This window comes from Mycobacterium sp. 1081908.1 (assembly GCF_001673535.1).
Taxonomy (GTDB): domain Bacteria; phylum Actinomycetota; class Actinomycetes; order Mycobacteriales; family Mycobacteriaceae; genus Mycobacterium.
The window spans coordinates 20,094-41,365 of the sequence record NZ_LZLY01000008.1; the positions used below are offsets into that span (position 1 = coordinate 20,094).

At 66.4% G+C, this 21,272-nt stretch carries 20 protein-coding genes, 1 tRNA gene and 1 pseudogene; 6 read left to right on the plus strand and 16 right to left on the minus strand.

Annotation, left to right across the window (positions count from 1 at the left end; all coding sequences use genetic code 11):
* Positions 1-20: 20 nt before the first annotated feature.
* Entirely contained in the window at positions 21-1,127 is a 1,107-nt protein-coding gene (locus A5655_RS01260; protein ID WP_067004790.1) for a YncE family protein, read from the minus strand.
* A 549-nt stretch (positions 1,128-1,676) separates the two neighbouring features.
* Between A5655_RS01260 and A5655_RS01265 the strand changes: the two genes are divergently transcribed.
* Positions 1,677-2,837 carry a methyltransferase gene (locus A5655_RS01265; RefSeq protein WP_082978416.1) on the plus strand — a complete coding sequence of 387 codons (1,161 nt, stop codon included), beginning with the start codon at positions 1,677-1,679 and terminating at the stop codon, positions 2,835-2,837.
* An 8-nt stretch (positions 2,838-2,845) separates the two neighbouring features.
* On the opposite strand, the gene A5655_RS01270 is transcribed toward A5655_RS01265, so the two are convergent.
* On the minus strand, positions 2,846-3,184 hold the full coding sequence (locus A5655_RS01270) for a P-II family nitrogen regulator (protein WP_067004726.1): 339 nt from the start codon (positions 3,182-3,184) through the stop codon (positions 2,846-2,848).
* An 11-nt stretch (positions 3,185-3,195) separates the two neighbouring features.
* Positions 3,196-4,611 carry an ammonium transporter gene (locus tag A5655_RS01275; protein ID WP_067004728.1) on the minus strand — a complete coding sequence of 472 codons (1,416 nt, stop codon included), beginning with the start codon at positions 4,609-4,611 and terminating at the stop codon, positions 3,196-3,198.
* 469 nt (positions 4,612-5,080) lie between these two features.
* On the opposite strand from A5655_RS01275, the gene A5655_RS01280 reads away from it, so the two are divergent.
* Positions 5,081-6,184, plus strand: a complete 1,104-nt coding sequence (locus A5655_RS01280) for an NAD(P)/FAD-dependent oxidoreductase (RefSeq protein WP_067004793.1) — start codon at positions 5,081-5,083, stop codon at positions 6,182-6,184.
* Between the two features lie 120 nt (positions 6,185-6,304).
* Positions 6,305-7,684 carry a cytochrome P450 gene (locus tag A5655_RS01285; protein WP_231999041.1) on the plus strand — a complete coding sequence of 460 codons (1,380 nt, stop codon included), beginning with the start codon at positions 6,305-6,307 and terminating at the stop codon, positions 7,682-7,684.
* Here the strand turns inward: A5655_RS01285 and A5655_RS01290 are convergent.
* The 6 genes from A5655_RS01290 to A5655_RS01315 all read right to left on the minus strand — a co-directional run bounded on the left by A5655_RS01290 (position 7,635) and on the right by A5655_RS01315 (position 13,221).
* On the minus strand, positions 7,635-8,378 hold the full coding sequence (locus A5655_RS01290; protein ID WP_067004795.1) for a DUF427 domain-containing protein: 744 nt from the start codon (positions 8,376-8,378) through the stop codon (positions 7,635-7,637). The two genes, A5655_RS01285 and A5655_RS01290, sit on opposite strands and share 50 nt — an antisense overlap.
* A 23-nt stretch (positions 8,379-8,401) precedes the next feature.
* The gene (locus A5655_RS01295) at positions 8,402-8,677 is read right to left on the minus strand and encodes a DUF6295 family protein (protein WP_067004732.1); all 276 of its coding nucleotides are present in this window, start codon (positions 8,675-8,677) and stop codon (positions 8,402-8,404) included.
* Between the two features lie 12 nt (positions 8,678-8,689).
* Positions 8,690-9,445, minus strand: coding sequence for a dienelactone hydrolase family protein (locus A5655_RS01300; protein WP_067004735.1), 756 nt, complete (start codon positions 9,443-9,445; stop codon positions 8,690-8,692).
* Between the two features lie 100 nt (positions 9,446-9,545).
* Positions 9,546-11,159: an esterase-like activity of phytase family protein gene (locus A5655_RS01305; RefSeq protein WP_082978419.1), complete on the minus strand. Its 1,614-nt coding sequence runs from the start codon at positions 11,157-11,159 to the stop codon at positions 9,546-9,548.
* A 19-nt stretch (positions 11,160-11,178) separates the two neighbouring features.
* The gene (locus tag A5655_RS01310; RefSeq protein WP_067004737.1) at positions 11,179-11,949 is read right to left on the minus strand and encodes a hypothetical protein; all 771 of its coding nucleotides are present in this window, start codon (positions 11,947-11,949) and stop codon (positions 11,179-11,181) included.
* 48 nt (positions 11,950-11,997) lie between these two features.
* Positions 11,998-13,221: a bifunctional 2-polyprenyl-6-hydroxyphenol methylase/3-demethylubiquinol 3-O-methyltransferase UbiG gene (locus A5655_RS01315; protein ID WP_067004739.1), complete on the minus strand. Its 1,224-nt coding sequence runs from the start codon at positions 13,219-13,221 to the stop codon at positions 11,998-12,000.
* 170 nt (positions 13,222-13,391) lie between these two features.
* Here A5655_RS01315 and A5655_RS01320 point away from each other — a divergent pair, with 170 nt between their 5' ends.
* The gene (locus tag A5655_RS01320; RefSeq protein WP_082978423.1) at positions 13,392-13,712 is read left to right on the plus strand and encodes a DUF732 domain-containing protein; all 321 of its coding nucleotides are present in this window, start codon (positions 13,392-13,394) and stop codon (positions 13,710-13,712) included.
* A gap of 12 nt (positions 13,713-13,724) precedes the next feature.
* On the opposite strand, the gene A5655_RS01325 is transcribed toward A5655_RS01320, so the two are convergent.
* From A5655_RS01325 to A5655_RS01355, 7 genes and pseudogenes are all read right to left on the minus strand, one after another.
* A complete protein-coding gene (locus A5655_RS01325) occupies positions 13,725-14,135 on the minus strand; it encodes an ArsI/CadI family heavy metal resistance metalloenzyme (RefSeq protein WP_067004744.1) in 411 nt (136 codons plus the stop codon).
* A gap of 24 nt (positions 14,136-14,159) precedes the next feature.
* Positions 14,160-15,651, minus strand: a pseudogene (gene arsB, locus A5655_RS01335) (ACR3 family arsenite efflux transporter).
* A 43-nt stretch (positions 15,652-15,694) separates the two neighbouring features.
* Complete coding sequence (locus A5655_RS01340) at positions 15,695-16,036, minus strand: helix-turn-helix transcriptional regulator (protein WP_067004750.1); 342 nt, start codon at positions 16,034-16,036, stop codon at positions 15,695-15,697.
* Positions 16,037-16,088: 52 nt separating this feature from the next.
* Positions 16,089-16,733, minus strand: coding sequence for an MAE_28990/MAE_18760 family HEPN-like nuclease (locus tag A5655_RS27625; protein ID WP_156764637.1), 645 nt, complete (start codon positions 16,731-16,733; stop codon positions 16,089-16,091).
* Positions 16,730-17,854 (minus strand): DUF262 domain-containing protein, encoded by a 1,125-nt coding sequence (locus A5655_RS01345; RefSeq protein ID WP_067004752.1) that lies wholly within the window; start codon positions 17,852-17,854, stop codon positions 16,730-16,732. Before A5655_RS01345 ends, A5655_RS27625 begins: the two co-directional genes overlap by 4 nt.
* 191 nt (positions 17,855-18,045) lie before the next feature.
* Positions 18,046-18,549, minus strand: coding sequence for a hypothetical protein (locus A5655_RS01350; RefSeq protein WP_067004754.1), 504 nt, complete (start codon positions 18,547-18,549; stop codon positions 18,046-18,048).
* 44 nt (positions 18,550-18,593) lie between these two features.
* Positions 18,594-18,667, minus strand: a tRNA-Leu gene (locus A5655_RS01355).
* A gap of 359 nt (positions 18,668-19,026) precedes the next feature.
* Here A5655_RS01355 and A5655_RS01360 point away from each other — a divergent pair.
* Together A5655_RS01360 and A5655_RS01365 are read left to right on the plus strand one after the other, a co-directional pair.
* Positions 19,027-19,860, plus strand: a complete 834-nt coding sequence (locus tag A5655_RS01360) for a PE domain-containing protein (RefSeq protein ID WP_067004756.1) — start codon at positions 19,027-19,029, stop codon at positions 19,858-19,860.
* A gap of 51 nt (positions 19,861-19,911) precedes the next feature.
* A complete protein-coding gene (locus A5655_RS01365) occupies positions 19,912-21,105 on the plus strand; it encodes a PPE family protein (protein ID WP_067004758.1) in 1,194 nt (397 codons plus the stop codon).
* The last annotated feature ends 167 nt before the right edge of the window (positions 21,106-21,272 follow it).

The following is a 21,272-nucleotide window of genomic DNA, read 5'->3' on the forward strand; positions in this document are numbered from 1 at the left end:
GGTTTACCGCGCGGGCCCGGCTACGCCAGGGCGGGTTCGGCCGGCAGTAGCTCGGGCACGGCCCACTCGGCCGCCGGCTCGCTCTCGTGACACGACGCCGTCACCTCGATGCCCAGCGCGACGACCGAGGCGACCGGCGCCACGGTGACGGTGCCGGAGTAGTCGGCAACGTAGAGGTACCTGGCGTCGGCGCTCTCGACCACGCACGACGGCTGGCCGGCCACCCCGATGGTGCCGACGACGTCGTGGGTGAGTGTGGACAGCACCGTGACGCCGTCGTCGCTGACCAGGTAGGCGCGATCGCCGTCGCCGCTGAGCGTCAGCGCGGTGAGGATGCCACCGATCTCGCTAATCTTGCTGGTGCCGGTGATCTTGGCGGTCCGGGTGTCGACGACGTCGATGACGGCGCCCAGTTCGGGGGCGCAACTGGCCACGTAGGCGAGCGCGCCGTTGGGGCTGAGCGCGACGTCGCGGATGGGCAGGCCGATCTCGACGGTGCTCAGGAGGCGTGATCGGGCCGGCGCGTGCGCGTCGATCAGGGCGAGCTGTCCGCCGCCGGGGCCGTTGGTCGCCAGGTAGAGGCGGCTCCCGTCCGCGCTGGACCGGACGCATTCCGTGACGGTCCCGGGCCGGTTCGGCAGGGCGATCTCCTCGGTGCGGCCGGTCCTGGTGTCGCGGACGGCGACGCCGGGTCCGCCGGCGCCGTGGCGGCTGGCGTAGACGTGGTCGCCGTCGGGGCTGACCGCCAAGTCGCTGACGCTGAACGCCAGCGGATGCGTCGCGACGACCGTGTTGGTCGGCAGGTCGATGACCCCGATCGAGTCATACGCCGGTGTCACGGTGCTGACGTATGCGCGGTTGGTGTCGCGACGGCCCACGGCGAGCGCGAAGGGCTCGGGCAGGCCGGCGACGGTCTGCACGACGCGGCAGGTGTCGGTGTCGATGACCGAGACGCTGTCGTAGCCATAGTTGGCCACCACCAGCCGGGTGCCGTCCGGGCTGGCGGCGATGCCGCTGATCGGACCTTGGCGCACCGCGATCCGCGCGACGACCGGAAATCCCGCCGCCGCGCCCAACTCGATGGCCCCGCCCTGGCCGGTGGCCTTCCGGTGGTTCAAGTCGCGCATGCTGGCACCGCCTTCGCTCGTGGTACGTCCGCGGGCGTTCACAGCAATCAAAGCCTCGCCGTGTCGCACCTGCGGCCCTGGATAAACCGCGTTACAGCACCCAGAGATGGTTTCTTTTAACAAATTTTACCGACGAAATTCCGGGCAAAAATATTTCTCCACGAGCGCTGTGATACAGGTCACCTTAATAAACGCGATTGCGCCGCAGCCGTGCTCCAGCAATTAGTCGTGGGCGATTCGACGGCGAGGCGAATACGTCTTGGTAGACAGCCTTTTTCGCCCAACCAGCCGGCCGTCCGGGGCAGTGGACAGGCGTCCATAAATAAGGGAAATCTTATTATTTATCGATTGACGAGGTGAATGTCACACCTTGCTCGCTTGAGCGTGTCACCGGCCCACAGCAATTCACCTGGCGCGGCCTCGTGTTCGCCAATGGAACGGGTCCCTGTCCAGCATGGGGGCCGTCGTCTCCCCCGTGCGCGCTGAACCACCGAGCCCCCCGCAACGTCTACCGCAAAGACCCGGTTTCGATCGGAAGGGCTTGCCAGCATGACGCTCGACGTAGGTTCCACACCGTTGGTGCGCAACCGCGCGCAGGACATCCGCCGTGAGCGCCGGTTGATGCGCGTCTTCCAGAATCCCATCCTCGGCCCCCTGTTGCGCCGCTTTGCCGGCCCGGAGGACATCGTTCGGATGGGCATGTCCTTCTGGTCCTCGCGACTGATACTTTCCGCGGTCGAATCGGGCGTCTTCACCGAGTTGGCCAACGGAGCGGCCACCGAACAGGAGCTGGCCGACGCCCTCGGCTGGCACCCACGTGCCGCGACCACGGCGCTGGACGCCCTGGTTGCCGCGGGGTTGCTGCGGCGCGACCGAACGGGCCGGTACACCAACACGTTTCGCAGCGCGATGTTCCTGGACCGGACCAAGCCGAGCTATGTCGGTGGCCTGATGGAGTTGTCGAGCAAGCGCCTCTACGGCCTTTGGTCGAGTCTGGACGATCTCCTTCGCACCGGCCGTCCCGGCGCCGAAGAGGAACGCGGCGATAACGAGTTCTTTTCCATGCTTTATCGTGATCCGTTGGCGCTCAAGGGCTTTCTGGCCGGGATGACGGGCATCTCGACCGGGGAGGCGACGCTGCTGGCGGCCCGGTTTCCTTGGCGGCGCTTTCGCACGTTTTGCGACGTCGGTAGCGCCCAGGGCGCGTTTCCGGTGCGGGTCGCACTGACCCACCGACACCTGCGCGGCACGGGTTTCGACTTTCCCGCCGTGCGACCGATCTTCGAGGAATATGTCGAGTCGTTCGACCTGGGCCGCCGATTGGACTTCGTCGAGGGAGACTTCCTCGAAAGTCCGCTGCCGCGGGCCGACGTGATTTCGTTCGGGCACGTGTTCCACGGGCGCAACCACGAGATCCGCCAGGAGCTGGTGGCGAAGGCCTATGCGGCGACTCCCCCCGGCGGCGCAATCATCGTGTACGACGCGATGATTCAGTCTGGGCGGCTGAAGAACCGGGGCAACAACTACATGAGCCTGCTGTCGAGCCTCAATATCATGATGGAGTCGCGGGAGGGCTACGAAGCCTCCACCGCCGCCTGCGCGGAACTGCTTGGCGCAGGCGGCTTCACTCGCGTCAAGGTGCGACATCTCGTGGGTCCCACCTCGGCGGTGTTCGGTTACAAGCCGGGCCGGTTGCCGGCGGCGGCCTGAGCCACCGCTCAGAGCGCGTCGTGGTCGCGTTCGCCGGTCCGGATGCGAATTACCGTCTGCACCGGCGAAACCCAAACCTTGCCGTCGCCGATCTTCCCGGTGCGCGCGGCGCCGAGGATCGCCTCCACAACTCGGTCGGCGAAAGCCTCGTCGACGAGCACCTCGACGCGGACTTTGGGAACGAACTCGACTGCGTACTCGGCTCCGCGGTAGACCTCGGTGTGGCCCCGCTGGCGGCCATACCCCTGGACCTCGGTCACGGTCAGGCCCAGCACCCCCACGGCCTCCACGGCGTGCCTGACGTCGTCGAGCGTGAAGGGCTTGACGATCGCGGTGACCAGCTTCATGGCTTCACCACTCAATCGTCGGCGGTTTCGGCGGGCTGCGCGGCGGCCGCCTCGGTCCGCGCGGGCACCAGCGGCTCGACCCGCCGACCGGTGACGAGACCCTCGTCGGGGTAGGCCTCCTCGTCGTGCACGCCGAGGTCGCCGGTTTCCAGGACCTCATCGGGAAGCCTCAGCTTCATGAAGAGGCCGAGGACTTTCAGGATGACGAACGTGACGATCGCGTCCCAGACGATGACCGTGGCGGCGGCACCGGCCTGGATCAAAATCTGTTTGGGGTGGTGACCCCACAGCCAGCCGGAGAACGTGACGTCGGATCCCGCACCGCCGCCAAGGTATTCGACGATCTTGGGGTCGGCGAGCACCCCGACGAGTAACCCACCCGACAGGCCCGCCACGCCGTGGGTGTGGAAGACGCCGAGTGTGTCGTCGACCTTCTTGAACAATCGGGTCCTGCCGAGCCAGTTCCAGGACATCCAGACCAGGGACGAGGCGACGACGCCGATGATCATCGCGCCGAAGCTGTTGACGAAGCCGGCGGCCGGGGTGATGGCGACCAACCCGGTGATCATGCCGTTGATCGCGCCGAGGAACGTCGGCTTGCGCTGCCTGCTCGCGAAGATGTCCCACAGCACCCAGGTGAGCAGCGCGACGGCGGTGGTGAGGTTGGTGTTGAGCACCGCCAGCGACGCGTCGGCTCCCGAGAAGTACGGGTCGCCGCCGTTGAACCCGTTCCAGCCCAGCCACAGGACACCGGCGCCGACCGCGGCCAGGGGAAGGTTGTTCGGCACGGCCCGTTCCCGGTCGCGCGCGAGCCTCGGGCCGATCACCGCGGCGGCGACGAATCCCGTCGTCCCGGCAGCCAGGTGAATCACGTATCCACCGCTGTAGTCCAGGGCACCCGCCTGCGCCCACCAGCCGCCGCCCCACAACAGGAACGCGTTGACCGAGTACGCGATCGTCGACCACAGCGGCACGAAGATGAGCCACACCTTGAAGCTCATCCGGCCGATGACGCTGCCGAGGAAGAGCAGCGGCGTGATGGCGGCGAACACGAACTGGAAGTAGGCCAGCGTGGTCTGCGAGAAGCGGAATTTCGGCATGGCGCCGTCCAACAGGGGGATGACGGCCTGCTCCTGGTTGTTGCTGCTCAGGATGGTGTGGGGGATTCCCACCGCGGCCCGCAGGATGCCCGGGCCGAGCTTGAGCGGCTCGCCGAAACCCATCTTGAAACCCCACAGCACCCACACCACCAGCACCAGCGAGAAGCCGGTGAAGGCCATCAGCATGGTGTTGACGGCCCACTTCTTCTGCACGATGCCGCCGTACAGCACGGCGATGCCTGGGATGCTCATCAGGCCGACGAGGGTCGCGGCCACCAATTGCCAGGCGTTGTCTCCGGGATTCAGCCAATCGGGATAGGGCAACATGGTTCAGACACACCCCAATTCGAGCCGTCGGGCTATCATCAGCTGCGGTGCGAAAGTGACGCCGTAGACGCGTGAAGCCTTTGCCCGGATTGTTTCGGCCGTGTATGCAACGGTTTAAATCCTGATTTCATTTGTTCACCGCGAGCCGGCCCCTCCAGGCCCCCGGTCGGGGCGTCCGGTAGGCCGGCGGCGCGAGTCGGGAATTACCTTGGGCGACCGGCAATTTCGCACGAGTCAAATAGGGCCACGATTCTGGGCGATGCTGAACCAATTGTGCCGCAACATCGTCGGAGTTATATAGGCCGGTTCACGAGGCCCGCCCAGGGCCACATGCTGGACGTCGGTGGACAGGAAAGCTATGCAACGGGATTCGCGGCTGAGCGGTCCGACGGGCGTGGTGCGGCTCGTCAAGACCGAAACGTTGGAGCACCAGGTCGTCGTCGTCGGCGCCGGTGCCGCGGGGGTGTCGATGGCACTGAGCCTGCGCGATCGTGGCGTGCGGCCACTGCTGATCGACCGTGCCGACGCGGTGGGCTCGTCCTGGCGTGGTCGCTACGACAGGCTGAAACTCAATACCTGCAAACAGTTTTCGCATCTTCCCGGTCGGCCCTATCCCAAGGACACGCCGATCTTTCCGACCCGCGATCAAGTCGTCGAGCACCTCGAAAGGCACTCCCGCGAGGACGGGATCGAGTTGCGGCTCGCCACCGAGGTCTGCCGGATCGACCGCCACGGTGACGGCTGGTTGTTGCGAAGCACATCCGGCGACATCGCCTGCCGCCAGGTGGTCATGGCGACCGGATACGAGCACACGCCGCTGATGCCCGCTTGGCCGGGCCTCGACGGCTTCGAGGGCCGCGTGCTGCATTCGTCGGCGTACCGCAACCCCGCACCCCACCGCGACGAGCGCGTGCTCGTGGTGGGGGCCGGGTCGTCGGCGCTGGAGATCGTGCACGACGTGGCCACCGGTGGGGCGCGTAAGGCGTGGCTGGCGGTGCGGACGCCGCCGAACATCATGCTGCGCTCGTTGCCGGGCGGGCTGCCCTCGGACCTGATCGCGACGCCGCTGTTCCGCGCGCCGGTTCCGCTCGCCGATGCGTTGGCGACGCTGGGACGCCGATTGAGCATCGGAGACCTTGGCGCGTACGGGTTACCGACACCGTCCGAAGGCGTGTTCGCCCGCGGGATCCGGCTGGGCCGCGCACCCGCGATCGTCGACCGGGATGTGATCGACGCGATCCGCGACGGTTCGTTCGAGGTGGTCCCGACCATCGAGCGATTCGACGCTCGCGGCGTCCGGTTGGTCGACGGACGACGCCTGGAACCGGACGCGGTCATCTGCGCGACCGGCTACCGGCGCGGCCTGGAACCCGTGATGGGTCACCTCGGGGTGCTCGACGAGCGCGGCCTGCCGTCGGCCACCGGCGAAACGCCGGCCGCGGCGGGCCTGCGGTTCATCGGCTTTCAATCCCGGCCGGGGCTACTCGGCTACGTCGCCAAGCAATCCAGAAACGTCGCCCGCCGCATCGTCGCGGAACTCGAAACCGCCGTGCCGTCGCGTCGGCTCCGATGACGCCAGCTAACGCTTAATTTTCGTATTACCGTTATCTACACCGCTATTCAACATGTGAGCAAAATGCTTTGTTGAACTAATCAACCGAGTTGATCGTGTCAACTGGGTATGACGCAATCATTGACAGCGGCGAGGCCGCCCGCGTCGACGGATTTGCCGGAGGCGCGCGTACATCGATTGCGCGACTGGGCGCGATCGCTACGCGTCGGGCTCGACCCGGAATCCTACTTTCGTCGCCGCGCCGACCGCCGCGACCCATTCGTGGTGATATTCCCCGGCCTCGGCCCCGTGCACTTCGTCGCTACCGCGCTGGAGGCGCGCCAGCTGTTGACCACGCCGCGCGAGGCCCTGTGCGCGCCGACGCCGAATCCGATCGAGCCGATCGTCGGGCCGGATTCGGTGATCTTGACCTCCGGCGAGCACCATCACGTGCAACGCCGCCTGCTGTCGCCGGCGTTTCACGGGGCCCACATGCGCCGGCGTGCGGACTCGATCTCCGCGGCGGTGCTCGCCGAGGTGGAGTCGTGGCGCCCGGGTGACCGGGTGGCGCTGCACCGCGCGTCCCAGGCGATCACGCTGCGCATCATCGTCGAGACGGTGCTCGGGGTGGACCACGAGCGCGCCGAACGGTACGCCGGCGTGGTATCCGCGCTGATGAACGCGAACACCGCAGCGCTGCTGCTGGTGCCGGCCCTGCGCAGAAACTTCGCCGGCCTGGGCCCGTGGGCCCGGCTGGTGCGCCTGCGCACCGAATTCCAGAGCATGCTCACCGGCCAGATGGAGCGCGGCCGCAGCTGTCCCGGTGGCGACGCGGTGCTGGGCGACCTGTTGCGCGAAAACGCCCACGCGCGATCGGGTCTCGACGACGACGATCTCCAGCAACAGCTGCGGACCATGGTGATCGCCGGCCACGACACCACGGCCGCCGCGCTGGCGTGGGCGCTGTACCACATTCACCGCGACACCCGCGTCCGGGCACGACTCGCCGACGAGCTCTCCGCAAATCCCGCGCCGCACGAGATGCCCAAGCTGCCCTACCTGTCCGCGGTCATCAAGGAGACGCTGCGAATGCACCCCGCGGTGCCGATCGTGTTGCGCAAGCTCATCGAACCGCAATCCATCGGGCCGGTGCGGTACCGCGGCGGCGACATCGTCGGAATCGCCCTGCCGGCCATCCATTTCAGCGCCGAACTGTGGCGCGATCCCTACCGGTTCGATCCCGATCGCTTTCTCGCCGGCAGGCCGGCGCCCTTCGAATACCTGCCCTTCGGCGGCGGCCACCGGCGCTGCGTGGGCGCGGCCTTCGCCAACTACGAAATGGCAATCGCGGTGGGCACCATCATGCGCGCGGCGGAGCTGACCATGCCGCGGCGCGAGCGCCGCAGACAGCCGCCCCGCTCGGTGCCGCGCGGCATCGCCGTCGTCCCGCGGCGCGACGTGAAGCTCGTGGTCAGCCGAACTGGGTCTGCGGCCGGGGAAAAGCCACGCCGTCGACGGTGATGTCGACCTTCTCGTTGTAAAACGCCACCAGGCCGGCGATCTGGCCGACCGCCGGGAGCGGATAGTGATACGTCCACGCCAGGTCCGGATGCGCGGTATCGCCCACCCGCACCGACCAGTAGCCCGATGTCACGCCCTTGTACGGACACAGCGTCTGCGTCGGGCTGGGTTCGAGATGCTCGAACGCGATGTCGGTCGGATCGATGTAATACCGTGTGGGCAGCCCGGTTTCGAACAGGAGCACCGGGGATCGGGTGTCGGCCAGCACGGTTCCTTCGAGCTCGACGCGGACGCGCCGGTGCGAGCGCAGCGCGTCGACCCGCGAATAGGGATTGCGTGGGTGGCCGTAGATCGGCTCGTCTTCCTCGAACCACCGCAACGGATCCCATTCGAATCGCACGGTGCCCGCGACGGGGCCGTCGCCGTCGGCGTCGAACACCCGCGCCGCCGAGGGATAGGTCTGGCCGCCGCCAACCAGCGAGTGCAGCCGCGACGGGCCGAGCTGCACCTTCTGCGGGTGGTCCTCGTCGCGCAGGAATTCCGCACGGACGTCCGCGAGCGGCACGTAATAGGCGGGGTAGTAAGGCACTTCCCACACGTAGCGCGCCGCGGTGGTGTCGAAGACCAGGTCGTGACCGAGGTAGCCGCGGACCCGGCGCGGTGCGGGCTCGATGCGGCCGCGGGTGGCGGCCATCTGTGGGTAGTCGCGCTCGGCGCTCACGGCTGGTCCTTCGAGGCGAGCCCGGCCGGCGCGTTGGCGATCGCCTTGTGGATGGCGCCGGCCAGGGCCAGCGCGCTCTCCTCGGTGAGCTCGAGCGCGACGCGCGCCGACGGGCCCAGCTCCGGGTTGATCACGTCGATGTTGACCGTGTGGCCGTAGGGCGCGTGGACGGGGTGGTCGACGTACACCGTGGCGCGGGTGGCGCCGAACCAGCCGGTCCTGCCCTTGCCGCTGCCGTCGATCCGTACGTGTTCGGTGAGGTATGTGCACATGTGTTGGGACGCCTAGCCTTTCAGGTGGTTAGCGAAGAATTCGTCGATGCGCCGCCAGCCGTCCACGGCCGCCTCCGGCCGGTACGCCGGCCGGTCGACGGAGAAGAACGAATGGCCCGCGCCGTCATAGGAGACAAAGGCGTGCGGCTTGTCGAATTTGGTCAGCTCGGCGTCCAGGGTGGCCACCGCGGGCGGCGCCGGGAACCTGTCGTCGGCCCCGAACAGCCCGAGCATCGGGCAGCTCAGCTTCGGCGCCAGGTGCAGGATCGGCTGCATGGCCTTGGGCATGCCCTCCGGGAGGTCCTCGACGATGAACGCGCCGTAGCAGTCCACCGCGGCGTCGAACGGCAGCGAGCACGCCGCCAGGAACGCGTGGCGCCCGCCCGAGCAGTGCCCGATCACGCCGAACTTCCCGTTGGCGCCCGGCAGGGAACGTAGGTGCTCGACCGCGCCCGCGACGTCACCGACCAGTCGCTCGTCGGGCACGCCGCCGGCGGCCCGCACCGTCGCGGCGGCGTCGTCGGGAGCGGCGCCCGGGGCCTCGCGCGAGTACAGGTTGGGGGCGACGGCGTGATAGCCGCTGACGGCGAGCCGGCGCACGAACTCCTTGGTTTCCCGGTCGTAGCCGGGCATGTGGTGAATCCACACGATTCCGCCGCGCGATCCCTCGGCGAGCGGCGACGCGCGGTAGGCCTCGATCTCGTCGCCGCCGTGGCCGGTGATGGTGATGGTTTCCGCGCGGATGGCGTCCGGGCTGGGTGCGTTCATCGCAACTCCTTCGAGGCTCCTGGTGTGGCCGCAGTGGCCCCGCCGGAACCAACGTATCCGAACGGCGCCATCGGGCGGAGCGGGCGCAGGTCGGGGCCGCTCAGCCGACTTTGATGGGCACCATGACGGACTCCGTCGTGGCGGGCAGCTTGGTGGTGTCGACCACCAGGATCTCGCCGCTGTCCTGGGTGCCGTTGGGCAGCATCTTGGGCTTGAGTTGAAACGGCGGGGTGGCGGCCGGCCCACCGGGCAGTCCTTCGACGCCAAAATCGCTGTCGTTGGCCAGCATTAGCGTGTTACCGCCGTCCCGGCTGATGAGCCCTTCGACGTGGTCGTGTCCGAAGAAATCACCGTTCGGGGACAGCGAACGAACCAGGCCTCCCAGATCGAGCTTGAGCGTCTTGGCGGGGAGGGCGATTCCCGCGGCCTTGAGTTTGTCGGTGGCCGCCGCGTCGGTGCTCACGCCGACGAACGTCTCGATCGGGACGCCGTCGATCAGCAGGCCGCCGCCGTCAGCCCGATAGGTCGCTCCCGGCACCGTCGAGCGCGGCCCGACGTCGGTGGCCCCGGAGATGTCGGCCGCGTAGATCTTCTTGTTGCCGTCGGGCTGCGGCCGGTCGTCACGTTCGTCGACCAGGAACGTGGTCGCGCTGACGGCGGTGATCTCCGACACCGCGACCTTCGTGTGCTGCGGGTCGGCCAGCGGATAGAGATACTCGTGCACGTCGCCGCGGTTGGCGAGGTTGATGGTCACGATGCGGGTGATCGGAACGGATCTGGTCGACCCGGCGAGGCCGGGCGTGTGCAGGGCCGACTGCATGATGCCCACCAGCGTGCCGCCGTCGGGGGTGATGGTCAGCCCCTCCATCCCCTGGTTCGGGCCGCGCAGCGCCAGTTCACTGGGCAGCGTGCCGTCATACGGCGAAAGGCGTTCCAGCTCTTTGCCGTTGGCGTCGAAGTGGACGACGAACGGGCCGTACTCGTCGGAGACCCAGAACGTGCCGTCGGGCATGGCGACCAGGCCCTCGCTGTCCAGGCCGTGATCAGACGGCGGCAGCCGATTGCCGTTGAGGTCGAGGAGCGACTCGCCGGTCGACGCCAGCGGGTCGGTGACGCCGACGAGCGGCGCGCCGTCCTTTCCGGTCAGCGTGATGATCTGCTCCAGCGACGCGACGCCGTCGCGCAGTTTGAGCTTGGCGATCTGCGGATGGAAAGTCGGTATGGGAAGCACCTTTTCGCCCGCGGTGCGCCCGTCGACGTTCGGGCCGCGATCCGACAGGCCGTAGATTTCGTCGGCGCTGCCGGGCACCGCGGCGATCGCGGAGCCGTGCGCGTTGGCCTGCACGGCGACCTCGCCGACGATGAGCAGCGGCGTCTCGTCCTCGGCGTAGACCCGGACGGCGTGGCTGACGGTGACCGGGAGCTGATCGGTGCCGGTGAAGCCGGGGTCCGGGGTGTAAATCATCGCCCCGTAGGCGCCGTAGGCAACGCTGCCGTGCGCGGGCTTGCCGAACGCCACCGGCGTGACGCCGTTGGTGGCGGTCAACAGCTGGCCCGGTGAGATGGTCAGGACCGTCCCGGCGCCGGTGGTCAGCTCCTTCAGCGGCGGCACCGACAGCGGGGGCGGCGGGTCCGACCCGCAGGCCGCCACCGTGAGCAACACGGTTCCCGCCGCCAGCCACGCACGCGACGCCGCCAGGCGAGTGGATGCCATGAAGCCGATTTTGGCGTGTCTAGCGCCGCTTATCGCGCACTTTGTAGGTAGAAGGCCACGACTTTCGCGATTCGTCGCCGGTCAGCGGGGTCCCCATCCCCCCGACCTTGACGTTGTAGGCCTCCTTGCCGGGGCCGACCTCGCGGTTGGCGTGCTCCTGGGCCAGGTAGTACAGCTCGTCGATGGTGGCCTCGTCGTAGGCGACGAACGACGTCTCCCTGGCGAGGTCGTCGATCCCCGCCAGCATCCGGTCGGGCAGGACCCGCGACGCCAGCGCCGCCAGGCCCCACAGCGCGAACGGGATGACCCAGTAGCCCACGTACGACAACGGGGCCGTGTCCTGCAGGCCGGCGCTCCGGTCGATGATCGGCGGAATCGCCGACGACACCGTCATGCCGGCGAACGCGGCGACCCAGACCCAGGACAGCACCCTGACGAGCTTGCCGAACAGCTCCGTCTTGACGACGTCGGCGGGCTGTTCGGCGGCGGCGAACTCCCGCACGAATGGCCGGCCGGCCAGCGCACCGACGAGCGCGACCGCCAGGATCCCCGCGTTGCTCAGCGGCAGCATCCATCGCTGGTCAAGCGAGTCACCGAGCGCGAACGTCAGGACTGTCAGCACCAAAAACGTTGCGACAGTGCCGATTTGGAATGGTCTACCGCCAGGGGCGCCGAGCGCGAACGCCGCGACCGCGATCGCCAGCGCGACTAACACGGCGGCGGCGAACGGGACGTTACCGACCAGCACCCAATAGACGATCCACGGCGCAAAACCAGACAGCATGCCCACGAGGGGTCAGTTTATGAGCGGGCGTTTCGGGCGCCGTCGGCGGCAAGGCTAACCGGCGGATTGCGAGTCCAGCGCCATCGCCAGGAAGTCGAGGCGCCACAGCGACCGGAACAGCCGGCGCGCGAATTCCTCGAGTTCGGCCCGCCGCTCCGGGGCCACGCCGTTCTGTGCCACCCGCTCGATGATCGCCCGGATCGTGCGGCGACCGTCGACGTGTCGCACGAAGGCCAGCTGGGCCGGCTCGAGCTTCAGCTTGCCGCCCGGCAGGTGGATCTCGTCGCCGGACAGCAGGCACGCCGCCCGCGTCAGCGGAACGTACTCGAGCGATCCCGGCGCCGAGAAGTCGATCGTGTAGTCCTCCTTCGGGCGCTCGGGGCGGCAGGCGATGAAGAAATGGGTGGCATTGGCCGTTTGCAGGCGTTCCATCGCGGACCAGAGTTCGACGTCGGGCAATTGATTCAGCAGTGAGGTGAACGCGTTCGCCGGCGCGAACAAGTCGTGCGGGTAGTACGGCGTTTTGTTCAACCAGCCCTGGAATGCAAGCCCCGCCGAACTCACGAGGTCCAGGCACTCCGCGACGGTGTAGCTGCGTTGGCGGCTGTGCAGGAACGTGTCGACCAGGGCGCCGTCGGACAGCAAATCGCGCGCGACCTTCAGATAACTCCGGACCGGGTGGTCCGCCGGTAGGAGCGCAAGCGCGTCCTTGACCAATCGAACGGACGCTTCGTCCTGCGACAGTCCGAGGTCGCGGAAAAGCGATTCCAGTATCTCGACGCCGACCCGACCGTATTTCGCGTAGAGCATGACGCCCAGGGCGCCGTCGCGGCGCAGGCATTCGCCCAGCGCCGTCAGGCCGGCCAACGGATCCGCCAGGTGGTGCAGGACGCCGCCGGACACGATGAGGTCGAAGTCGCTGCCGAGCGCCGACACCTCTTCGATCGGAAGCAGGTGCAGCTCCAAATTTCGCAAGCCGTGCTTGTCTTTCAGGTATTGCTCGTGATCCAGTGCGGACCGGCTGACATCGATCGCCACAACTTTCGCGGAGCGGTTCATGAAGGCATACACAGCCGCCTGAAAGGTGCCGCAACCCGCAATAAGAATGTCGGCGTCCGGTTTGTATTCCCGGTTCGGCCACAACACGCGATGTGTCCAGAAGGGGTCGAACCAATCCCAGTGGTTCTTGGTCCACGCCTCAAGGTCGGTTACCGGCGGCGGATATTCCCAGCGATCGTATTGGCGGGCGACGCCGTCGACGCGCGGATCCTCGGGCACTTCGGCGCTGACTCCTTGTTGTGGGTTGACCTGTCACGAACCCGACCAACTTACTGCGGATTTCGCTATCGTTCTCCTCGGATTTGCGCTGCTTCCAAACGGCGCGACCACCAAAGAAAGGGAATCAAATGCCCTCCCCTCGCTGGCTGGCCGCGTTGGCCATCCCCACGATTTCCGGCGCCGCCCTGCTTGGCAGCGCCGCGAGTGCGAGCGCCGCCACCCCACAAGATGAGGCGTACCTCGCGCAACTGCGCGCCGTCGGCCTGTCTTGGCCGCCGCAAACTGAAGAGGCGCTGATCGGGGAAGCGCACCTGATCTGCTACGACCTCACCTGGGGTTGGACGCCCCAACAGATCGCCGACGACGTGCACGCCCACCTGAACGCGAGGGGCGTGACCCTGCTGGACGTCGGAACCATGGTCAACGCCGCACACTCGACCTATTGCCCCGGGAATGTGTGCGACGCCCCCACCCTGTGCACCGGGATTTGATCCGTTCCCCGCTCAGCACCGCGCCGTGCTCGTAGCCTCGTCGGTGATGCCGAAGGTGTCCGAGTCGGACAGGACGGTGTAGACCTCCCACCTCTCGCCGGCGGGTCCGGTGACCCAGGCCTTGTCCTGCGTGGCGTAGCAACACGTGGTGCCGGATTGCTCTTCCGGCAGCATCCCGCCGCTCGCGAGTCGGCCGATTTCTTCGCGCACTTTCTCGGTCGTTTCCACCTCGACGCCGAGGTGGTTGAGAGTGCCGCCGTGGCCGGGATTTTCCAACAGCACCAGTTTCAGCGGGGGTTCGGCGATCGCGAAGTTGGCGTACCCGGGTTTGACCTTGGCCGGTTCGGTGTTGAACAGCTTGGAGTAGAACATGATTGCCTCGTCAAGGTCGTCGACATTGAGGGCCAGCTGCACGCGAGACATGGTGGTTCCTTCCTCCGGTGCGAATTATGTGGTCGTGGCGTTGGGCAGGAGTTCGGCGATCAGGGACTCGACGCGCCAGACGATCTCGTCGCGGATCGCCCTCACGGCGGCAAGGGGTTGACCGGCCGGGTCGGCAAGTTCCCAGTCGCGGTAGGACACCCCGGGAAAGTGGGGGCAGGCGTCGCCGCAGCCCATGGTGATCACGACGTCACTGGTCTGCACGGAGTCTCTGGTCAGGACTGTGGGGGTGGCGGCGGTGAGGTCGACGCCGAGTTCGGCCATCGCTGCGACGACGACGGGGTTGATCTGATCGGCGGGCCGCGTTCCGGCGGAGCGAACTTCGACGCGATCGCCGGCCGCGCGGCTCAGCAGGGCGGCGGCCATCTGCGAGCGTCCGGCGTTGTGGACGCAGACGAACAACACGCTGGGCTTAGCGGCCATCGGAGCCGGTCGCTCGGTTCGGCGCGGACCGGAAGAGCCGGGAGCGCATCGCCAGGGAAACGTAGACGAACCCAACCAGCACGGGCACTTCGATCAGCGGTCCGACCACCCCGGCCAAGGCTTGCCCCGATGCCGCGCCGTAGGTGGCGATCGCCACCGCGATGGCCAGTTCGAAATTGTTGCCGGCGGCCGTGAACGCCAGGGTGGCGGTGCGCGCGTAGCCCAGCCGCAAAAGGAAGCCGAGGGCGTACCCGCCGGCCCACATGATGGCGAAGTAGGCCAGCAACGGTACGGCGATGCGGGCGACATCCCATGGCCGGGAGGCGATTTGGTGGCCCTGCAAGGCGAACAGGATGACGATGGTGAACAGCAAGCCATACAGGGCCCACGGACCGATGCGGGGCAGGAACGTCGTCTCGTACCAGTGGCGCCCCTTGGCCCGTTCACCCAGTCGGCGCGACAGGTATCCGGCCAGCAGCGGGATGCCGAGGAAGATGAGCACGGATTTCGCGATCTGCCACGGGGACACGGCGATGCCGGTTTGCGGCAGCCCCAGCCAGCCCGGCAGCACCGACAGGTAGAACCAGCCCAGGGCGGCGAACATGACGACCTGGAACAGCGAGTTCAACGCGACCAGCACCGCCGCGGCTTCGCGGTCCCCGTAGGCCAGGTCGTTCCAGATGATGACCATGGCGATGCAGCGGGTCAACCCCACGATGATCAGACCGGTGCGGTAGGCGGGCAGATCCGCGAGCAGCAGCCATGCCAGCGTGAACATCACAGCCGGACCGATCAGCCAGTTGAGCACCAGCGAGGACACCATCAGCCTGCGGTCGGTGGTGACCTCGTCGAGCCGGTCGTAGCGGACCTTGGCCAGCACCGGATACATCATCACGAGGAGGCCCACCGCGATCGGCAGTGAAATGCCTTGGACCTCAACGGCACCGAGCGCCGAGCCGAGGCCCGGAATGAGTCGGCCCAGCAGCAGCCCCGCGGCCATCACGACGCCGATCCACACCGGCAGGAAGCGGTCCAGGGTCGGAAGCCGGGTCGCTACCGGCTCCGGGGCGGACACCGGTGTCGGGGTTGCGGTCACGGCCCGCACCCTGGTTTGGCCGTCAAGGCTTGTCGTCAACATGAAGGGCCGAAGAAAGCTGGCGCAACGCCGAGGGAATCACCCAGTAGTACACCCAGGTGCCCCGCCGCTCGCAGTCCAGCAGCCCGGCCGAGCGCAGCAGCTTGAGGTGATGGGAAATCGTCGGCTGAGTCACGTCGAAGGTCGCCGAGATCTCGCACACGCACGCCTCCCCGCCGGGGTGGCTGGCGATCAGGCTCAACAGCCGCAGGCGCACCGGGTCGCCGAGCGCCTTGAACATCGCCGCCAACTCCGCCGCCTGCGACTCCGCCAGGGCGGCCACAGTGAGCGCGGGGCAGCACCCCACCTCGGCTTGATTCGACATTCTTCTATATAAACAGATATCGAATCAAGCCGCAACTGGTAGCCCGCCGCTTTCAGGAGACGAGATAGGAGCGCTCGACAGCCCCGTTTACAAGCTGCGTCGCGATGTCGTCCATCATCCACAGGATTAGCGAACTTAGTTCCCGCCACTCCGTACGTGCTATGTTTGCATTCTCGCCATGTGCAATCTTATTCCGAGAATTGACCAGCTGATCGTCAATGAGATCTGCGTATTTGGCATACCTACCAGCATCGCACCCCACGCTGGTAAGTATTTCAGTCAATACCGCATAGGACAAATTGGATTCCGTAACGACCGCGTCCCGCGAATTTGGTATCGTGGCCCGATCTTGGGCGCGGTCACGAATATCGCGCACCAAGTCGGCGCGCATTGCAATTTTTTTGGCAGAAACGGCCTGTGATATCTTTGAGCGGAGCGAGAGGGCAGCAATCTCAGGAATCAACTGCGAGAAGGAAATCGTGCAAGAAGACAGGTAGCAGAGATAGTAATGGCAAGCATTCTTGATAAACCCCTCCCAATGCGCATAAAGCAGTGCGACTGAACCGCGCAATAGGGCACGGGAGAACTCTGAATTGGCTTTATCTACTTGACTACTAAACAGGACTAGTTCACGCCTCCGCCAAATCAAGTCATCGGAGACTCGGTCGAACAGTTCCTCCTGAGTGCGAATCTTCATGTGGTCGAACTGAAGAAAACGCGTGCTTCCGGCAGAGTCTTTGGCACTCGCGTCGCTCCCCTACTACCGCCCCGCGAAGCATTTCGGAACGTTGGGTTGCTCCACCATTCTGCAACTCGCGACCTTAGTAGGTTTGGGTCGACCTCATCCTCAAGCCATAGGTCTGCGTTGAGTCCGACTCCCACGGTGATTGTCTCGTACGCGGACACCGAAAATCCGCCCAAGAACCGACCAGCGTCACACCTCCGAAACGCGTCGTCTCCCAGCGCGGCATTCAACGCCTTAAAAATTTTGCGGAACCTATCGCCTTCGAACCCGCGATTGAAATCACCCTCATCTACGGTAGCGAAAATTTTATTTGATACAAAACTATCGATGTTGCCCATGTTTTTTAGATCGTCATCAGATGATCGAATGAGTGCCATAAACCTACAAACCAGCTCCATGTCCTTTGCTTCGTCGTACAGCCGGTCAGTGATAGAGATTGTGTCCTGGAAATTCTCATCATTCCGAAGACTCTCCAACCATTCAAACAAGCTGGGATCAAGCATGATCAACTGTGCGTTTCGAATCTCCTGCGCCGACAGTGGGCTGCCACCCGTGTTAAGTCTGTCAAAGAGTTCGAACTTCGCCTTTTCGTCGCTTTCCGGAAGAAGTATCTTAAGGTCAATCTTCGCTCTCTTGAGAGCCAGTCGCTGACCAGGCGTGAGGGCGACCGACGCGCCTTCAGTGTCTTCCTCATACGCTGCGCCTTGGAGGTGCCGGAGGTATTTGGTTGCCCGTAGAACGCTCGGAGCAACAACTTCCTTCGTCGACTCGTCGCGGAGCTCGCCCATGAACTCGAGGATGGTGCTGAGTCGCTGAAGACCGTCGATCACCTCCCATACGCTGTCTTCACGCTGCATCACGAAGATTGATGGCACCGGGATCCCCAACAGCAGGCTCTCAATCAACCGGGACTTCTGCTCCGTATCCCAGCGGAAGAGACGCTGAAACTCGGGGCGAATGACCATCTCCTCGTCCTTGTAGAGGTTCACGATCTCGCCCACGGACATGGACATGGCCTCCGAACGGATCGTCTGCCGCGCTGTCTCAATCTCTTCCTGCAGCGTGTCTGCCATGGAACTCCTTGCTAGACGTCGCACCACTTCGTCGCGTCAGTTCGACAATCTACGTCGTCGTGCAACCTCCCGGTTTCATCCGCGACGAAACGGGCCCCACCCGATTCCGGACTCGCGTTCTGTCGACATCGCCAGCATGGGCGAGATGTAGCACCCGCCCGAGGTGGTCGTCGCAAACGCAAGCACAATAGCTAACTGCCGAGGCCCGCGACGTGCGTAAAGAAGGCAGCAAACTCGCGCAGCATGTCATGCGGAATCACCAGGTTGATTTCGCGTTCGTTTGGCTCGCCTCTGCGATGTACTCGTAGCGGCACTAGGTGACCAGGGCTATTGCCGTCCACCATCTGGTGCGGCGGCACGAGCAGGACGTATTGGTCCAGTGACCGTAAAGAGTCGTCAAGCAACACCGTTGGCTGCGTGGTGCCGCTGACAGACTCCTCGCTGCCCTGTAACTCGTAGTCTTCACCGGCAAGAAGCCTGGCCCGGTGGTCATCACACAGCGGGCCAACGATTAGCAGCGGCTCTATCGCCTCGTTGGCCGCGTTGGGGCACTTCTGCACGTTGCATGGCGTCATGCCGGTCAGGATTACACACCTCACCGTCAGCATGGCTTGACCGACACGAACCCCGCAGCCGCGGGAGCTGTCGAATGTGGACGCGGTGTGGACGTAGCGGACGCCGACCAGGGTCAGCACGCCTGTCAACCGACCCGAAGCCGTGTTCGATCAGCTCAAATGTGTGCCCCCACTGGGACTCGAACCCAGACTGGACGGATTTTAAGTCCGCTGCCTCTGCCAATTGGGCTATAGGGGCCCGGCGGCGAATCTAGCGCGCCGAGCGCCGCTCCGGGGCGTCGCACCCGGACAAAAACCGGCAAAAATCCACGGGTGCGCGCCGGCCGCGGTTGACCTAGGATGCGCGCGCCGCGCGCGGTTTGACGCGTTGCCTGGCGATCTCAGGTGACATCGCTATGTCCGGCGACAGGACCTTGTTAAAACTGCTCGCGTCGGCGTTAAGAAGCCGTAAACGGCCGTCACCCTAGCCTTTTCCGTCGGGACTGTGGAGTCGTGCCTGGTTAACCTTACGCCGACGCACAGGAGCCGTTACGCCAACGCACAGGTCGATCCCCCGGTCAGGGAGATCGGCATTTTTCCGAACACGAGGAGCACTAGATGTCATTTCTGACAGCAATCCCCGAAGAGTTGCTAGCCGCGGCGGCGCAGCTGGAGGGAATAGGCAATTCGCTGACGGCGCAGAACGCGGGCGCCGCGGCCCCGACGACGGCCATCGCTCCGGCCGCCGCCGACCAGGTGTCGGCCCTGCAGTCGGCGCTCTTCTCGGGCTACGGCACCATGTACCAGCAGATCGCCGCCGAAGCCCAGGCGATGCAGCAGCAGTTTGTGAGCACCCTGGGGTTGAGCTCCGGCACCTACACCCAGACCGAGGCCGCGAACGTCGCCGCCGCGACCCCCACCGACCTCGTCACCCAGCTCAGCACGCTGTTCGGCGGCCCCCTCGGAAGCACCAACGGCCTGCCGACCAGCCTCTCCAGCAACCTCGCCAACCTCGTCAACATCGGCGGTGGCAACTGGACCTCGGCGGCCTCCGACCTGATCGGTATGGCCGGTGGTGGTCTGCTACCGGCGGCAGCCAGCGACACGGGTGACGCGGCCGCGGCCGCCGGTGCCGCGGACGCCGTCAGCGCGACCGCGCCCGCCGGAGGCATGGGCGGCATGGGCGCGATGCCGGTCGCGGGCATGGGCAGCGCGACGATGGTGGGCAGGTTGTCGACGCCGCCGAGCTGGGCCGGCAGCTTTGTGTCGGCCACGAGCCCCGCGACCGCGGTGCAGACCGTGGGCTGGACCGCAGCCGCGCCGCAGGCCGGCACCGGAACGATCGTGCCGGGCATGCCCGGGCTGGGCGCGGCCGCGCGCAACAGCGCCGGCTTCGGTGCCCCGCGCTACGGCGTCAAGCCGATCGTCATGCCCAAGATCAAAGCCGTCTAACGGCCGACCCCACCTACCCACCAAAATTCCGACGGAAGAACGGATACCCCAATGGTTTTGGACTTTGCAGCACTGCCCCCCGAGATCAACTCCGGACTGATGTACACCGGCGCCGGTTCGGGGCCACTCATGGCGGCCTCGGCGGCCTGGAGCAACCTGGCCGCCGAACTGAGCACCACGGCGACCTCCTGGGAGTCGATCATCGGCACACTGACCGGCGAGCAGTGGACGGGCGCGGGGTCGGCCGCGGCGGCGGCCGCCGCCCAGCCCTACGTGAGCTGGCTGACCACCACCGCCGCGGCGGCCGAACAGGCCGGCGCACAGGCCTCGGCGTCGGCGGCCGCCTATGAGGCGGCGTTCACCGCGACGGTGCCCCCGCCGGTGATCGCCGCGAACAGGGCGCAGCTGGCGGCGCTCGTCGCGACGAACTTCCTGGGCATCAATACCCCGGCCATCATGGCCACCGAGGCGCTGTACGCCGAGATGTGGGTCCAGGACGCGATCGCGATGTACACCTACTCGGCCGCGTCCGCGGCCAGCGGGGTGCTGCAGCCGCTGACGCCGGCGGCGGCGACCGCCAGCCCGGCGGCGGCGGGCATTCAGAGCAGCGCGGTTTCGGCGGCCTTCGCGAACGCGGCGGCCCAGCCGGCGGCGTCGGGCCTGGGCGGGATCATCTCCAACTTCCAGTCGTTGCTCAACGGCGGGTACATCGGTCAGGGCGTTCAAAGCGTGATCGACGCGCTGGGCTTGACCGATATCGAGAACGCCGTCGACGGCCTGCTCGGCACCCCGATGCTCTTCAACGGCATCAACGGCGCGGTCAACACCGCGGCGTGGTTCGTGATGAACACCATCCCGACCGCGGTGTCGTTGGGCCACACCCTGGCCGCCGCCGCGCCCGCGGCGACGGCGAGCGACGTCGTGCCGCTGGCCGGTGGCGCGGCCATCGGCGAAGGAACGCTGGTGAACAGCGTGGGCGGCGGAATGTCGGCGGGCATGGCCGAGGCCTCCGCGGTCGGCGGCCTGTCGGTCCCCGCCAGCTGGTCGTCGGCCGCCCCGGCGACGTTGGCATCCTCGGCCGCCCCGCTCGAGGGCTCGGGCTGGACCGCCGCCGCCGACGAGCCCGTCGCCGCGATGCCCGGCATGCCCGGAATGGCGGGCGCCGCCAAGGGCGCCGGTGCCTACGGCAGTGGCCCGCGGTACGGCTTCAAGCCGATCGTCATGCCAAAACAGGTCGTCGTCTGACCCACGAAATAGACACGGAAAACAGGAAGGATCTGTCACCCATTTGAGGCGAGCGATTAACCGCTAGGCCGTAATCTGTCCGGGATGCGGCTACCGCCGCATCGATCTGAATTTCACGAGACTTCGACAAGCACAACGCTTCGAGACAAACCAGACAAGGAGAACGG

Excerpts from the sequence above, each read along its gene's own strand:
- A5655_RS01260 (WP_067004790.1), bottom strand. The coding sequence starts at position 1,127 with ATGCGCGACTTGAACCACCGGAAGGCCACCGGCCAGGGCGGGGCCATC.
- A5655_RS01265 (WP_082978416.1), top strand. The coding sequence starts at position 1,677 with ATGACGCTCGACGTAGGTTCCACACCGTTGGTGCGCAACCGCGCGCAG.
- A5655_RS01270 (WP_067004726.1), bottom strand. The coding sequence starts at position 3,184 with ATGAAGCTGGTCACCGCGATCGTCAAGCCCTTCACGCTCGACGACGTC.
- A5655_RS01275 (WP_067004728.1), bottom strand. The coding sequence starts at position 4,611 with ATGTTGCCCTATCCCGATTGGCTGAATCCCGGAGACAACGCCTGGCAA.
- A5655_RS01280 (WP_067004793.1), top strand. The coding sequence starts at position 5,081 with ATGGCACTGAGCCTGCGCGATCGTGGCGTGCGGCCACTGCTGATCGAC.
- A5655_RS01290 (WP_067004795.1), bottom strand. The coding sequence starts at position 8,378 with ATGGCCGCCACCCGCGGCCGCATCGAGCCCGCACCGCGCCGGGTCCGC.
- A5655_RS01295 (WP_067004732.1), bottom strand. The coding sequence starts at position 8,677 with ATGTGCACATACCTCACCGAACACGTACGGATCGACGGCAGCGGCAAG.
- A5655_RS01300 (WP_067004735.1), bottom strand. The coding sequence starts at position 9,445 with ATGAACGCACCCAGCCCGGACGCCATCCGCGCGGAAACCATCACCATC.
- A5655_RS01305 (WP_082978419.1), bottom strand. The coding sequence starts at position 11,159 with ATGGCATCCACTCGCCTGGCGGCGTCGCGTGCGTGGCTGGCGGCGGGA.
- A5655_RS01325 (WP_067004744.1), bottom strand. The coding sequence starts at position 14,135 with ATGTCTCGCGTGCAGCTGGCCCTCAATGTCGACGACCTTGACGAGGCA.
- A5655_RS01340 (WP_067004750.1), bottom strand. The coding sequence starts at position 16,036 with ATGTCGAATCAAGCCGAGGTGGGGTGCTGCCCCGCGCTCACTGTGGCC.
- A5655_RS27625 (WP_156764637.1), bottom strand. The coding sequence starts at position 16,733 with ATGAAGATTCGCACTCAGGAGGAACTGTTCGACCGAGTCTCCGATGAC.
- A5655_RS01345 (WP_067004752.1), bottom strand. The coding sequence starts at position 17,854 with ATGGCAGACACGCTGCAGGAAGAGATTGAGACAGCGCGGCAGACGATC.
- A5655_RS01360 (WP_067004756.1), top strand. The coding sequence starts at position 19,027 with ATGTCATTTCTGACAGCAATCCCCGAAGAGTTGCTAGCCGCGGCGGCG.
- A5655_RS01365 (WP_067004758.1), top strand. The coding sequence starts at position 19,912 with ATGGTTTTGGACTTTGCAGCACTGCCCCCCGAGATCAACTCCGGACTG.